Below are 13,574 nucleotides of genomic sequence, written 5' to 3'. Positions count from 1 at the left end.
AAGTCGGTGGGGAAAAACACAACTGTGTTAAGAAAGATAAATGAGGCTAAAACCCCAATCCCTCCTGCATTCTGTCTCCTGACTCCTGCCTCATCCCAACTACAAATATTTACGCCTTTCTACTTAGTGCTTTTCAATATGCAGGAGATGCTCCCGTTTTCTACAACAGATTAGCTTCTTAAAGCCTATCCAATCCGGTAGCATCGGAATAGTAAATTAACTGTTGACTGTTGACTGTTGACTGTTGACTGTTAACAGTTAACATCATGAGGAGTGCTACCGGATTTGATATCACAACTAGATACGGAAACCGCAGATATCAGGCAGAGCGACGCCGATTAATATCAAATCCGGTAGCATCCCAATTATAAAATCGAGTCAGATCAAATCCGCGCTTCATAGTTCTGTATTCATCTCTCTCTTGTCTTCCTCTGTGTTCTCTGCGCCCTAGCGCCGGTTAAATCACCTGACGATGCTACCGGAAACGATATAACGCAGACAATTGAAGGAATTGAAGGCGATTTAGTGCCAGAGGTCTAATATCATGTCGGGTCGATTACTATAATCAAAACGGATCTGTGCGGTCGATCGACCGGACACGATATAACCTATAATCGAAATCTACCGGAGTAAAACATCGATATTCATATGCTTGTTTCCGCTAACTGGGAAATGGTATGTTCGAGCGTATTCCTATTTGCCGCGATAAACTTTTTCCACGAGTTGAGCCAATCGTTTCATCGCAGTCTCAATTTCATCATTTGTCGCAGTCAAACTAATTCGCAAACATTCGTGTTTGTGCTGCCAATCTTCCCGCAAACCGGGGAAGAAAGAACTTCCTGGCACCACTATTACGCCGACTTCTTTCAATTTTTGGTATAGTTCCCAATCCGTCATTGGCAAATCTTTTAGCCACAACCACGCAAAAATTGCTCCTTCGCCTCGGTGCAAGAACCACGGCAAATCCTTCGGCATCGATTGTTCTAAGGTGGTTTCTACGATCGCAAATTTGCTTTGATAGTACGGGCGAATTACCTTGAAGGAAATGTCGGCAAGAGCGCCGGAATTAATGGCGCGTGTGGCGATCGCCTGTCCGTATCTCGGCGAATGAATGCACATATTGGTCTGAAAAGATTCTAATATTTGAATAATGTTTCGATCGCCGATCGCAATTCCGATTCTTTCTCCCGGCAATCCCGCTTTTGACAAACTCATGCAATGCACGATGTTGCCGCCGAAAATCGGTGTCATTTCGGTAAAATTCAAGGAGGGGAAAGGAGGGGCGTAGGCGGAATCGACGAACACCGGCACGTCGAAAACAGCGGCTAAATCTGCTATTTTTTGAACTTCGTCGTTGGTGAGAACGTTGCCGGTGGGGTTGCAGGGACGGGAAAAGATGACGCAACCGGTGGTTTGGTCGATCGACAGTTGGCTGAAATCCGGCCGGTATTTGAATCTGTGCGCCGCTGCATCAATATCGAGGGTGGGTTTGCAAGCGATTACCGCTTCGGGAATTAAGCTCACGCCGCCGTAACCGGTGTAGTCTGGGCTCAGCGGTAGGACGATCGATTTGAAATTTGGGATTTCCGAATTAGGATCGGCAATCTGTGTTCGCGGTGCAGTGTAGCCGCCGAAAGCGTTGGCTGCGTAAAAGTAAATTGATTGACTTCCGGGAGTAATGAGCACATTGCGATCGGTCAAATTCAGTCCGTAACGCTGGTTAAAATCCGTCACTACAGCATCGATCAACGGCTGATAGCCTTGACTGGAACCGTAGCGGCAAACCACTTCGCCGTATTCCGGGCTCGCCAGAAGTTCGGCCGTGCAATCGCGCCACAATTTCTCGACTTCGGGCAAAATCACCGGATTTCCCGCGCTCAAATTGATAAACTCCTGCCCGCTGCCGGCTCTGAGAGTTTCAATAATATCTTTCATGATCGCCCGCACGCCGGTGAGGTGGGACATCTGAGCGCCAAACTGAGTAAGGGCAGGGTTCATAAATGCAGCGACAAAGATAAAAGTTTACAGTTTATTATAATAACTCTTGTTGCAGGCATTAGCGTAGCTTGTCTGGGCTATGGGTTGTCGATCGCCCAAACTGCCAATTAAATAAACGAAATCGCACAGCATTTTGTTTTTTCCCTTCTGCGCCCTGCTGCATCAGATGAGCCCGAATTTGTGGAGTTTTATCGGGCGATCGAACCTAGTGTTTTTTGCCGGAAAATTCGCGAACCTGGCCGTACTATCCAATTCAAGAGTTTTGCTGAAATTTCGCCCCACACGCGCGATCGACTGCCGGTGCTTGACGTTAGCTCTTGAGACAGTTTAATATTAGTCTCAGGCGCGATCGCCACAGATTTTTATTTGCTCCAATGATTGCTATAATAGTAAATTTAATTGAGCCTCAAAAATTAGATTTGTTGCTAGCTCATTTTCAAAATTCGCGGTTTGTTGACAGCGGTGCATTTTATCATCAATCCTACTAAAGCCAAAAGATTTGGTAACGTAACCCTTGCGGTGGCGTTACATAACAACTGCGGCAATCCCAACCACACCTAACAGTCGTAAACTTCCATAAAACCATGACACACTTTCCACTTATCGAATACGAGGAAATTACAGATCCTAAAGCCAAAGAAGTCTACGACGAAATATTGACAGAATTGGGGTTTGGTATCGTCCCCAACCTGTTCAAGTCAATGGCAATCAACCCAGACTTATTAGAAGCAAATTGGAAAAAATTCCGGGGAACAATCCTGCAAGGAGACTTACCCAGAACTCTTAAAGAAATGGTCGGTGTCGCTATTTCCCAATTCAATAACAGCCAGTACGCTCTCCAAGTTCACCTGCACGGATTGTCTGCCTTGGGGATGAGCGAAGAAGTCCTGCGAACCCTAGTTTCTGACTTTGCCAACTGCCCTCTGCCAAAACGGGATAAAGCTGTCATTAGCTTTGGCTTGCTGGCGGCTACAAAACCCCTGGAAATGACAGAAGCTCATTACCAAAATCTGCGGGATTTAGGGCTAGATGATGCGGAAATCTTTGAGATTATTGCCACAGCAGATTTGTTTAGCTTTGTCAATCGATATACCGATGCAATTGCCCTAGAAATTGATGCTTTGTAATCTATAATCCACTACGGTTTACTGAAGATTTTCCCAAAAGAGGAACGAAGGGGGAGCATCTCAGTTTTGCATTTGAGGTGCTCGCACGCTCAATAAAAAAAATGCTTTTTGCAAAACTTCAGATGCTCCCGGAACGAAGACCGAAGCAATCGCAGTATTGATTAATTTTTCATAATCTTTTACCGCCTGGATCGTCTTAAGTAAACCGTATTGATCTATAATCTCATACCCCTATTATGGGCGAACGGCTAGAAGAGCAAGACCGAGAAGAACTTTTGTTAACTGCCCGCCGTTTGTTAGCAGAAACTCAGGCGCTTTCTATCCGCATTGCAGCCGTCAACGAAATTGCCACTGCCATTAACCGCACCCTCGATCTCAATCAGATTTTGCGGGTAGTAGGCAAGCAAGCCAAATGGCTGCTAGACTTTGAACACTGTAGCGTTTGCCTGCACAGCTCTAGCAGTTGCACGACTTTATTTGGCAAGCATATCCCTATAGAGATTGCTGCCCTACCAGACAGCAGCCCAATTAACAAAGCCTTCAAAACACGTCAACCTCAATTAATTCAAGAAGCGGGTGCTACTGCTATTTTGTCGCCCTACTCTTCACAAATTATTCTTCCTTTGGAAAGTGAAGGTAAGGTTTTAGGAACAATTAATTTTGCCACAACCAAGCCGCGATCTTACACTCAAGAAGACCTGCGAATTGGCTATCTTTTGGCTTTGCAACTATCCTCAGCAATCCGCAATGCCGAACGCTTTAAAGAGATGAATAATCTGTATTTGGAACTCGATGCCGAAAAGCACAAATCCGACCAGCTACTGTTGAACGTACTCCCGGTTGAAATTGCCGAGGAACTCAAAAATAACGGCAAAGTGGAACCCGTTCATTATGATTGCGTATCGGTTTTATTTACGGATTTTCAAGACTTTACTAAGTTAGCCGAAAAGATGACTCCGCGAGATTTAGTTGACGAACTAGACTATTGTTTTTCTTATTTCGATCGCGTGATGGATAAATATTGTTTGGAAAAATTAAAAACTATTGGCGACAGCTATATGTGTGCGGCGGGAATTCCTGTCCCAAGGGCAACACACGCCTTTGATGCTGTACTCGGAGCTCTAGAAATTCAACAATTTATGGAGTTGCGAAAAGTGCATAAAGCTCAACAAAACATTCCTTATTGGGATATCAGGATCGGTATTCATTCAGGCCCAATACTTGCTGGGGTAATTGGGAATAAGAAGTTTGCCTATGATGTCTGGGGAGATACAGTTAATACTGCATCTCGGATGGAATCTTCGGGTGTGCCTGGAAAAATCAATATTTCTAGTGCAACGTTTGAATTAGTTAAGGATTTTTGTGAATGTGAATATCGAGGGAAAATCCTTGCTAAAAATAAGGGCGAAATGGATATGTATTTGGTTAACCATCTTAAATAATACATTGCGCGATCGCATCAATATCGAAGAAACCGGGTTTTTTATACAGTCTCGGATGCACTCCCGACAAAGAAGCCAGTTTTTTACCCTTACTGCAGATTACCCTGTAGGATTTTATTAAAAAAAACGCAGTGTTCCCTGGTTATATTAAAATTATTGAGTTGTAGATTTTATTTTTTAACTCCCATGCGTATTTGGCAAGCCGATTTTTACCGCCGCCCCCTGCAAGACGAAACAGGTAAACCATTGTGGGAATTATTAATTTGCGACGGGGCACAAACTTTTCAATTTAGCGCTTTTTGCAGCCAGTCGGAAGCTAATTCTAATTGGCTGGCGGCGCAGTTGCACCAGCAAGCTCAAATTCAGAATTTGCCGGATTTGATTCAAGTATTTAGGCCTCAATCTCTCAGTTTGCTCGAAGCTGCGGGCAAGGTTTTGGGTATCAAAGTAGAAGCGACTCGCCGCACTGCAGCTTTGAAATTGCTGCTGCAAAAACGGGCAGAAGAATATTCGAGTATGCCTAATTATACAGCCGAAAATTACAGCCCGATCGCCCTTGAGACTCCCCCGCCGGTTCCTTTACCCGAAAACCTTTGGGGTGATGGCTGGCGTTTTGCTTCCCTAGCCGCAGGCGATATTGTAGAAGCTTTTCAAGAACGTCCCATACCAATACTGGAAATGCCTGAATTGCTGCTACCGCTGACTTTGGGCTTAGCTTCCACAGTACCGGTGCCCGGTGTTGTGATTGACGGCGGGCGACAGTCGATGCGGTTGGCTAAATGGCTTCAGGATGTTAAACCTTTTGCTTTGAATTATATTGCTGGTGCTCCAGATGGATTGATTTTGGAAGCTGGATTGGCAGATAGGTGGGTTGTGGCTACTTTTGAAGATAGGGAAGTGAAGGCGGCTGCAGAAATTTACCAACAGCGCCAGCAATTAAGTAAAGGATTGCATTTTTTGTTAGTGCAGCCTGATGACAGCGGTATGACTTATACAGGTTTTTGGTTGTTAAAGTTCGATCGATAATATTTAAATATGATTATTTCTGATGTCGATCGATCGCAAAAGAAAAAATACTGTCCGAACTGAGTTCCAGCAGATACAGACTCGAACATAAATTTTAGAATAACTTCTCAATCTAGTCAGAGATAGTGCAGCCCAGTTATTCCACAACCAGAATCAATCCGTTTTGGATGCCCTCACACAATCGGTTAATGTAAAATTGATCCTTTTTGTCTAGCCCGTTGAGGACTGCTGAGTGAAGCAGTTGTCTGTCGAGGGGAGTAATTTGGCGGAAGGCAAAGACGCGCTGGGCGATCGCCTCCACAGAGATTTTGGGGAGGCTAGCAGAACTTACTGTCATGGTCTTCATACCCTGAAAATAGGTAACATAACTCTGTACTTTTATTTTTAAAGATTTTGTAAAGTTAGTTTGTGATTTAAATCACATTGCTTGATAAATAATATAGAACCCATTTGAGATATTTCATTCCTTACAGCTAATCCTTTGACACTCAAGCGGGCTGAAGCCGCTGAGAGTGTCAAATCCAGGCGATTTTTACCGATAACTGCTGCTTGATTTTGAATGTAAAAATAGGTATCCGGTTCTACAGCCTGACTCATGCGTTCGTTTTTCAACGTTGTCGAACCCAAGGACTCAAATGCTATTTGTCGTGCTTCCAATAAAAGTTTTACCATGTCGCCAATTATTTCCTTGGCTTTTTCATGTTCGGGTAGGGGAACCATAATTTCTAATAGTCCGTTACTATAGGAAATTCGGGAAGCACGACTTTCTCCCAATTCCGCTAAAATACTTTCCAATTGTTGCCAGTTCACATCCTCTACCAGTAATTGCTGACCCGGTTGAATCTTCAGTTGTCTTAATTCCAATAGCATAATTGTTCATCCTATTGTTTGTAGTGAGGATTTCACTTTTTCCTTACTGTCTAAAAATCGGGAGCATCTCAGTGTGCCATTTGAGCGTGCGAGCGTCCCCGAATAGCGAGTTTGTACAATACGCGAGCGAGGACGCTCGCACTAAATAGTGGAACACAATGAATTACACAAAAATTTGGCTACAAGCCTTCCTCCGTAAAGAAGCTGTATGTAATTAATTCTGTGCGATTACTTATAATAAAAAAAGGCTTTTTGCCAAACTGAGATGCTCCCTAAAAATCCAAACCAAGAAAAAACTAAAGTCCTTACTACAAACCTTTCGTTCGTAGTGAGGACTTTAGTCCTTTTTTGCTAACGACTTGCAGCCATTAACAATTAGAAATTATCTAGCTTTTCTCAACACTAGATTTTTAATGTGCAGCGCTTTCGGCTGTTTTGCTATTTTTGCTATTACCGTTGCCGTTGCGCGGTTGGATAACTCCATAGCCACCGTGAGTCTTGCGTTCGTAGAGCACGTTAATTTCGTCTGTTTCCGCATTGCGGAACATATAGAAATCGTGATCTATAACCTGCAATTGTTCCAAAGCATCTTGCACAGTCATTGGAGGCATGGCAAAATACTTAGTCCGCACTACCTCGGCAGGAAGTTCGGGAGTTCGATCGCCAATCAAATCCGCTGCTACAGGATGTTCATCAACTACCGCAATTGTTTTGGGACTACTCTGGATTTTGTTGTCGTGGCGTTTTTCCTTAAATTTCCGCAGTTGACGAGCGATCTTGTCGGCAACCAAATCGATGCTGGCATAAAGGCTTTCCGTGCTTTCTTCAGCCCGAATCACGCTACCGTTAGCATAAATTGTCACCTCAGCAGTCTGCTTAGGATTGATCCTGGGGTTACGAGCCACCGATAGATGAATATCGACTTCTGTAGTCAAAGTTTGAAAATGGCTAACTGCCTTTTCAATCTTTTGGTTGACGTACTCGCGAATCGCATCGGTGATTTCTATGTTTTTACCCTGGATAACAAGCTTCATAGAGCTCCCTCCCTTCTGTAACTTGGGTATAGTTTATACAATAGCATTATGTATTAAACAAAACACTTTTCTTTCAAATCTTTTTTATATGTTGACAATTCTTGATTTAAACTGAACCAATATTCCGTAAAAACACTATTGATTTTTTTCATGCTTTCCCCTATTATCCCTCAAAACCTAAATGTACAACCCTGCTTGCTCTTCGATTGGGGACAAGTACCTTACTCTCAAGCTTGGGAAATCCAGCAAAAACTGGTGCAAGAGCGCCGGGAAAATCCTGATTTGCCTGATGTGCTGATTTTGCTGGAACATCCCCCGGTTTACACTTTGGGGCTGGGATCGAAGTTGGAATTTCTGAAATTTGACCCCGATCGCAGTCAGCCGGAATTGCACCGAGTTGAGCGGGGCGGTGAGGTGACTTACCATTGTCCGGGCCAGTTGGTGGGCTATCCAATTTTAAATTTGCGCCGTCACCAGCAGGATTTGCACTGGTATTTGCGCCAGTTGGAGGAAGTGCTGCTGGGAGTGTTGGCAGTTTGCGGGCTGAAGGGTTCGCGGGTTGGGGGTATGACTGGCGTTTGGGTGGATGGTACCAAGGTGGGGGCGATCGGGATTAAAGTCAGCCGCTGGATTACGATGCACGGTTTTGCTTTAAATGTTTGCCCGGATTTAACAGGTTTTGGACAAATCGTACCTTGCGGGATTCCCGATCGACCGGTTGGCAGTTTAGATCAATTTATACCGGGAATTGAGGTCGATCGAGTGCGATCGATCGTTATGACACAGTTTGCTCGCGTTTTTGGAATGGAAATTGTGCGATCGTCGGAGTCATAGATAGATGGTGCGTCACTCTCAACATTCTGGCGGAGTCTCGAACAACCCGAAAGTGACGCACCCTACGGCTGTGATTAAAAAGGAATCGGATCGTAATCGGGATTGTCAGCTTCATTAGACGAACCCGACTGGCGATCGGACTCAGAAGAAGACTGATGCGAGTTCCAGTCCGAGCTAGACGGGCGGTTAGCAGGGCTTTGAGGGCTGCTAGAACTGCGACCTCGGGAACTCATGGGAACCACATTGCTCGGCACATTAGCCGGGGGTGTGTCGCGAATTTGAGTCGGTTCCGGGGCAGTTCTAGCTGCTGGTGCAGCGCTCATCGCATCGGCGCCGAGAGTGTAAATTCTTTGGGCGGTTAGTTCAGCGCGCTTTTCTTTAATACCATCTCTTTCGATCGTATTCATACCCAGCCGGCCTTCAATAATCACGCGATCGCCCTCGCGATATTTTTCGTGAATTTCTTGAGCCAAACTTCCCCATCCTATCACCTTCAAATGCTCAGGCGGATCTTCAGGTTTTGGGCCGGGAAACTGAATCAACATTTCAGCGATTTGAAGTTGATTGTCTGGAGTATAACGGAGTTGCGGTTGTTGAATTATTTCCGCCATTAAAATGCAGCTATTCATCTGTTATCTTTGCGTAATTGGGAATTGAGAATTGGAAATTGGAAATTGGAAATTGGAAATTGGATCGGATCGCGTACTGTACATTATTATAACAAAAACGGTTCGCACTACGAACGACGACGACGAATATTATTGCGCTCAATCGAGCGGACAAAATATCGTTGGCATTTGTTGATTAGAAATTGGCGATCGCACTTGCGAATTCAGGATGGTTAGACTAACAATTGCATACATCTTTGATGAGAGAGGAAAACAACTTTTTAACGCAGATAAACCCAGAGACATTTCTGAATAGTTTGTGAGTGCGACAATCTTGTCTATTAATTTTTCTGCGCTATTAGCTATTAGCTATTAGCTATTCCCAATTCCCAATCCCTCCGCTTCGCTCCGCCCAACTCCCAATCCCTCCGCTTCGCTCCGCCCAATCCCTCCGCTTCGCTCCGCCCAATGCCCTGCGCGGGCCAATTCCCAATCCCTCCGCTTCGCTCCGCCCAATCCCTCCGCTTCGCTCCGCCCAATTCCCAATTATTCATTAGTACCAAAGGTATCTTGGAGAACCGCAGCCTCGGTTTGAGTGACAAAATCGTGAACGAAGGCGCGGTACTCCTTTAAAGTTTCCGATACCCAATCTCGGTCTTCGCTGTTCGCGAAGATATGGACTGTGGGTTCGCTAGCATCGGGCAAAACTAATACCCAATTGTCGTCGCTGTAGTTAAAAATCTTCACTCCATCTACTAATTCTAAACGATCGGGCGCATGAGTTTCTACTAAATGCCGCATCAGGGAACCTTTGACAGTCCAAGGACAGCGGACGCTGTAACTGCGGTGGGTGACGCGGGGAAGTTCGGCTTTGATCTGTCCGAGCGATCGCTCCTGAATCGTCATCATTTCTATCACTTTAGCAATGCAGAACATTCCGTCAAACCCCGGATGCAACTGCGGGAAAATAAAACCCATACTGCCGCTGCCGCCCAAAACTACATTCGGGTTCCTGTTAGCGGCTTCCATCAAAGCAGTTGGGTTCGCCTTAGTGCGGATTACCTTGCTTTGATAGCGGCGGGCGATCGCCTCCACCGCCGAAGACGCATTCACCGGCACTACTACTGTACCTTTCGGATTAGCAGTCAGCATCAAATTTACCATCAGCGCCGTCAGCATTTCCCCGCGAATCGCTATCCCAGACTCATCTACCAAAATAAGCTGTTCGCCATTGGCCGACACCTGTACCCCAAAATTAGCGCTGAGTGCTTTCACCACTCGGCCGAGTTGGTCGAGCAAATATTCCCGTTCGCCATTGCTCAGAGAAGTCTGCTTGAGACTCGCATTGAGCACCACCGCATCGCAGCCGAACTTGGCGAGCATTTGCGGTAGAACTGCTCCCGAAACCGCGTAAACATAATCGATTACCACCTTAGAATTGCTGTAGCGTATTGCTTCAACATTCATCTGCCGCTCAAACATTCGGTTGTAAATTTCGAGAGCTTGGTTAAAGTACGACATCTCTCCAATTTCGGGAATTAGAGCTCTGCGTAAATCTTCCTTAAAATAAGCACCCTCAATTTTTTTCTCAGCTCCTTTAGTAATATTGATGCCTTTGATATCAAAGAATTCAATTAAAATGTGGTCGGAGCGATCGGGCGAAATGCGAACATGAATCCCACCGGCAATTGAGATCGTAGATGTAACCGTGCGGGCGATCGGAATAGCCGTCGATTCCAAATTGACCACATTAATTCCCACCGACATCAAACCCGCAATCAAAGACCTCGAAACCATCCGCGAAATACTGCGCTGATCGCGAGAAACCGATACCGAAGTCCCCGGTTTCAAAGTCGAGCCGTAAGCCGCACCCAATTTCACCGCAAATTCCGGGGTAATATCCACATTGGCCAGTCCTTGAACGCCGCGCTGACCGAATAAATTTCGCTTAGCTTGTTCTCCCCAAATTAAATTTTGATTTAACAAAGCGCCGGATTCAATATTTTTGCTCGGCCAGACGCGCACGGAAGGGCCGATTTGTGCTTCTTCTCCCACGATCGACATTGAACCGACCACAGCACCTTCGAGGATGTGGGCGCGCCTGTCTATCCGGGTACTGCGGCAAATCACGCAGGCCGTGATGTGAGCGTCTTCGCCGATAATTGCTCCGTTCCAGACGATCGGACGTTTGAGGTTAGCGTCGGCCCCTACTGTCACGTTATCTCCGATTACTGTACCCGCATCGATTTTAACTCGGGCTGCAATCCGGCAATTATTACCGATCATCGCCGGTACTTCGACGATCGCGCTATCGTCAATAAAAGTATTTTGACCTACCCAAAGCCCCGGTCGAACTTCGTTGTAGTAACTCAAATCCAGCTTGACTTTTCCTCGCAGCGCGTCGTATTGAGCTTCGCGGTAAACATCAAGCTGTCCGACATCGCACCAGTAACCCTCGGCCACGTAACCGTACATCGGCTCGTTTTTTTCCAGCAGCAGCGGAAACAAGTCTTTCGAGAAGTCGCACTCCTGATTTGCCGGTAGGTAGTCCAAGACTTCGGGCTCTAAAATGTAGATACCCGTATTGACGGTATCGGAGAAAATTTCGCTGCTAGAGGGCTTTTCCAGAAAGCGGCTGATGCGGTAATTTTCCTCCGTAATCACCACCCCGAATTCCATCGGGTTGGGAACGCGAGTTAAAATTAACGTGGCTTTGGATTGCTTGCGGTGGTGAAATTCGATCGCTTCTGTCAAGTCGAAGTCTGTGATGCTGTCGCCGCTAATCACCAGAAAAGTGCGATCGAGCAATTCAGCAATATTTTTGACGCAACCAGCCGTACCCAGCGGTTGGTCTTCCTCCACAGCGTAAGTCATTTGAACGCCAAACTCTGCCCCATCAGTAAAATATTCGCGCATCACATCAGGAAGGTAGTGCAGGGTAGCAATAACTTCCGTAATCTTATGCCTTTTTAGCAAATTGATAATGTGTTCTGCGATCGGGCGATTCAGAATCGGCACCATCGGTTTAGGCAAATCGCACGTCAGGGGTCTGAGCCTCGTTCCCGACCCCCCAGCCATCAGCACTGCACGCATAAAATCCTCCTTGCTTTGAAAGCTATCTACCGTCATTGTCCGCTAGAAAAAGTTTGCCTGCTGTAACCTGTGGGGCACCGCTATCAATTCTTAGTTAATTATCTTTAAGTAGTTGCACGCCTGCGAAGTCCCAAAAAGCGAAGTCGTCCCCCAACAGCAACCGAATTTCAACCGAATCAGGATTTGCCACCTCGACTTTTAGCAAAAGTCGCTTCTTGCTTGCACCCTGAAAGCTCTTTCCTGGCTGTTATAGCAACCGTGCCCGACCTTTAGGACGTTCTCAATTGCTCAAACCCTTACTGAATATTGCTTCTTCCTTCTTCCTGATGACTGATGATCGATCGCAGCGCTCGATCGAGGATACAGCACTGCTGACTGATGACTGATGACTGCTGACTGATGACTAATGACTAATGACTTCTGCTACATTTTTAAGCTTCCCACCATCAGCGATTTTGAAGTATCTAGCTGAAGGTGGAATTGCTACGGGTATCCCTGCGCCAAGCCGTCCGATAAATGATAGATTAAGAGTAGAGCCTTGCCTCGCTAACTCAAAATCCAATCAGTCGCTTAGGGGGTTATTTCATGGAACCGTTAATTGGATTGGTGTTGCTAGTCGCTTACGGCGGCGGTATTTGGAAATTTTGGAGCGGTTTCGATCGCACTAACTTCGACAGAAATTTTGCAAACCGCATGAAACTGTCCCTGCTGTGGCCCGCGTTAATTTTTAATAAGCCTTACCGTCAAAACTTTACAAAAGCACTCAAAGGCTCTAGAAGGTAATCCAAGAATGTCTAAAAAGTCGGAGCACCCAGTTGCAGGTCAAGAGCAGACTTGGTTTGCCAAAGGAAAATCAGATAGCTGGCAAGTTTTACTGTCGCAAGTAGCCACTCGGTTCGATCGCGAATATCAAGGAGAAGCATTCGCCCTACCCGAAGAAGTCGAAGCAATGCCAATTTTCCTAGAATCAGTCGCCGGAACCCTCCAAGCAAAAACAGTATCTCCCTTCTGGAAAATTGCCAAACCTCAAAAAAACCAGCGCTGTCTAGACATTGGCTGCGGAGTCAGCTTTCTCATCTACCCTTGGCGGGAGTGGGAAGCATATTTTTACGGTCAAGAAATCAGCAGCGCCGCGCGAGACGCATTAAACGCTCGCGGCCCCCAGCTCAATTCTAAGCTGTTCAAAGGCGTAGAATGGGCCCCCGCCCACAAGTTGAATTACGAAGAGAATCAGTTCGATTTATGCCTTGCTACAGGCTTTAGCTGTTACTATCCCATAGACTATTGGAATATTGTCATGGGAGAAGTCAAGCGAGTTTTAAAACCGGGCGGTCACTTTGTATTTGATGTTCTCAACCCCAATGCACCTCTAGCAGAAGACTGGGCAATTTTGGAAACTTATCGAGCAGGGGAAGTATTTTTAGAGACAATAGAAGACTGGGAAAAACTGATAAAAGCTGCGGGCGCTAAAGTCGTAAAAAAGCAAAGCGGCGACTTATTTCAAATGTACAAAGTTCAATACAATTGAGAGTTAAGAAACCT

The 13,574-nt window shown here is 45.8% G+C and carries 13 protein-coding genes; 6 read left to right on the top strand and 7 right to left on the bottom strand.

Features of this window, described 5'->3' with window-relative positions:
- Window positions 1–693: 693 nt before the first annotated feature.
- Window positions 694–1,998 carry a valine--pyruvate transaminase gene (locus QUA97_RS02050; RefSeq protein ID WP_333192615.1) on the bottom strand — a complete coding sequence of 435 codons (1,305 nt, stop codon included), beginning with the start codon at window positions 1,996–1,998 and terminating at the stop codon, window positions 694–696.
- Between the two features lie 584 nt (window positions 1,999–2,582).
- Between QUA97_RS02050 and QUA97_RS02045 the strand changes: the two genes are divergently transcribed.
- The 3 genes from QUA97_RS02045 to QUA97_RS02035 all read left to right on the top strand — a co-directional run bounded on the left by QUA97_RS02045 (window position 2,583) and on the right by QUA97_RS02035 (window position 5,593).
- A complete protein-coding gene (locus QUA97_RS02045; protein WP_194070109.1) occupies window positions 2,583–3,125 on the top strand; it encodes a carboxymuconolactone decarboxylase family protein in 543 nt (180 codons plus the stop codon).
- 236 nt (window positions 3,126–3,361) lie between these two features.
- Window positions 3,362–4,567 (top strand): adenylate/guanylate cyclase domain-containing protein, encoded by a 1,206-nt coding sequence (locus QUA97_RS02040; protein ID WP_194070111.1) that lies wholly within the window; start codon window positions 3,362–3,364, stop codon window positions 4,565–4,567.
- Between the two features lie 186 nt (window positions 4,568–4,753).
- A complete protein-coding gene (locus QUA97_RS02035) occupies window positions 4,754–5,593 on the top strand; it encodes a Tab2/Atab2 family RNA-binding protein (RefSeq protein ID WP_333192610.1) in 840 nt (279 codons plus the stop codon).
- 136 nt (window positions 5,594–5,729) lie between these two features.
- On the opposite strand, the gene QUA97_RS02030 is transcribed toward QUA97_RS02035, so the two are convergent.
- The 3 genes from QUA97_RS02030 to hpf all read right to left on the bottom strand — a co-directional run bounded on the left by QUA97_RS02030 (window position 5,730) and on the right by hpf (window position 7,497).
- Entirely contained in the window at window positions 5,730–5,930 is a 201-nt protein-coding gene (locus QUA97_RS02030; RefSeq protein WP_194070115.1) for a hypothetical protein, read from the bottom strand.
- 47 nt (window positions 5,931–5,977) lie between these two features.
- A complete protein-coding gene (locus QUA97_RS02025) occupies window positions 5,978–6,463 on the bottom strand; it encodes a Uma2 family endonuclease (RefSeq protein WP_194070117.1) in 486 nt (161 codons plus the stop codon).
- A 410-nt stretch (window positions 6,464–6,873) separates the two neighbouring features.
- Window positions 6,874–7,497 carry a ribosome hibernation-promoting factor, HPF/YfiA family gene (hpf, locus tag QUA97_RS02020; protein WP_194010503.1) on the bottom strand — a complete coding sequence of 208 codons (624 nt, stop codon included), beginning with the start codon at window positions 7,495–7,497 and terminating at the stop codon, window positions 6,874–6,876.
- 150 nt (window positions 7,498–7,647) lie between these two features.
- Here hpf and lipB point away from each other — a divergent pair, with 150 nt between their 5' ends.
- Window positions 7,648–8,331 carry a lipoyl(octanoyl) transferase LipB gene (gene lipB / locus QUA97_RS02015; RefSeq protein ID WP_333192605.1) on the top strand — a complete coding sequence of 228 codons (684 nt, stop codon included), beginning with the start codon at window positions 7,648–7,650 and terminating at the stop codon, window positions 8,329–8,331.
- A gap of 74 nt (window positions 8,332–8,405) precedes the next feature.
- Here the strand turns inward: lipB and QUA97_RS02010 are convergent, their stop codons facing one another.
- The 3 genes from QUA97_RS02010 to QUA97_RS02000 all read right to left on the bottom strand — a co-directional run bounded on the left by QUA97_RS02010 (window position 8,406) and on the right by QUA97_RS02000 (window position 12,032).
- Window positions 8,406–8,960 (bottom strand): single-stranded DNA-binding protein, encoded by a 555-nt coding sequence (locus QUA97_RS02010; RefSeq protein WP_333192604.1) that lies wholly within the window; start codon window positions 8,958–8,960, stop codon window positions 8,406–8,408.
- A 344-nt stretch (window positions 8,961–9,304) separates the two neighbouring features.
- On the bottom strand, window positions 9,305–9,493 hold the full coding sequence (locus tag QUA97_RS02005; protein WP_333192602.1) for a hypothetical protein: 189 nt from the start codon (window positions 9,491–9,493) through the stop codon (window positions 9,305–9,307).
- Window positions 9,486–12,032 (bottom strand): mannose-1-phosphate guanyltransferase, encoded by a 2,547-nt coding sequence (locus tag QUA97_RS02000; RefSeq protein ID WP_333192599.1) that lies wholly within the window; start codon window positions 12,030–12,032, stop codon window positions 9,486–9,488. The genes QUA97_RS02005 and QUA97_RS02000 overlap by 8 nt, the downstream gene beginning before the upstream one ends.
- A 585-nt stretch (window positions 12,033–12,617) precedes the next feature.
- Here QUA97_RS02000 and QUA97_RS01995 point away from each other — a divergent pair.
- On the top strand, window positions 12,618–12,815 hold the full coding sequence (locus tag QUA97_RS01995) for a hypothetical protein (protein WP_194070129.1): 198 nt from the start codon (window positions 12,618–12,620) through the stop codon (window positions 12,813–12,815).
- A gap of 7 nt (window positions 12,816–12,822) precedes the next feature.
- Window positions 12,823–13,560, top strand: a complete 738-nt coding sequence (locus QUA97_RS01990) for a class I SAM-dependent methyltransferase (protein ID WP_333192595.1) — start codon at window positions 12,823–12,825, stop codon at window positions 13,558–13,560.
- The last annotated feature ends 14 nt before the right edge of the window (window positions 13,561–13,574 follow it).

Source organism: Microcoleus sp. CZ3-B2 (assembly GCF_036705055.1).
Classification (GTDB): domain Bacteria; phylum Cyanobacteriota; class Cyanobacteriia; order Cyanobacteriales; family Microcoleaceae; genus Microcoleus.
The sequence above is the reverse complement of the archived record's forward strand: the minus strand, read 5'-3'. Positions and strand labels throughout refer to the sequence as shown.

What these genes read in the sequence shown, in the direction of transcription:
- QUA97_RS02030 (WP_194070115.1), bottom strand. Translation starts at nt 5,930, where the DNA reads ATGACAGTAAGTTCTGCTAGCCTCCCCAAAATCTCTGTGGAGGCGATC.
- QUA97_RS02000 (WP_333192599.1), bottom strand. Translation starts at nt 12,032, where the DNA reads ATGCGTGCAGTGCTGATGGCTGGGGGGTCGGGAACGAGGCTCAGACCC.
- QUA97_RS02050 (WP_333192615.1), bottom strand. Translation starts at nt 1,998, where the DNA reads ATGAACCCTGCCCTTACTCAGTTTGGCGCTCAGATGTCCCACCTCACC.
- lipB (WP_333192605.1), top strand. Translation starts at nt 7,648, where the DNA reads ATGCTTTCCCCTATTATCCCTCAAAACCTAAATGTACAACCCTGCTTG.
- hpf (WP_194010503.1), bottom strand. Translation starts at nt 7,497, where the DNA reads ATGAAGCTTGTTATCCAGGGTAAAAACATAGAAATCACCGATGCGATT.
- QUA97_RS01990 (WP_333192595.1), top strand. Translation starts at nt 12,823, where the DNA reads ATGTCTAAAAAGTCGGAGCACCCAGTTGCAGGTCAAGAGCAGACTTGG.
- QUA97_RS02045 (WP_194070109.1), top strand. Translation starts at nt 2,583, where the DNA reads ATGACACACTTTCCACTTATCGAATACGAGGAAATTACAGATCCTAAA.
- QUA97_RS02005 (WP_333192602.1), bottom strand. Translation starts at nt 9,493, where the DNA reads ATGAATAATTGGGAATTGGGCGGAGCGAAGCGGAGGGATTGGGCGGAG.
- QUA97_RS02040 (WP_194070111.1), top strand. Translation starts at nt 3,362, where the DNA reads ATGGGCGAACGGCTAGAAGAGCAAGACCGAGAAGAACTTTTGTTAACT.
- QUA97_RS02035 (WP_333192610.1), top strand. Translation starts at nt 4,754, where the DNA reads ATGCGTATTTGGCAAGCCGATTTTTACCGCCGCCCCCTGCAAGACGAA.
- QUA97_RS02010 (WP_333192604.1), bottom strand. Translation starts at nt 8,960, where the DNA reads ATGAATAGCTGCATTTTAATGGCGGAAATAATTCAACAACCGCAACTC.
- QUA97_RS01995 (WP_194070129.1), top strand. Translation starts at nt 12,618, where the DNA reads ATGGAACCGTTAATTGGATTGGTGTTGCTAGTCGCTTACGGCGGCGGT.
- QUA97_RS02025 (WP_194070117.1), bottom strand. Translation starts at nt 6,463, where the DNA reads ATGCTATTGGAATTAAGACAACTGAAGATTCAACCGGGTCAGCAATTA.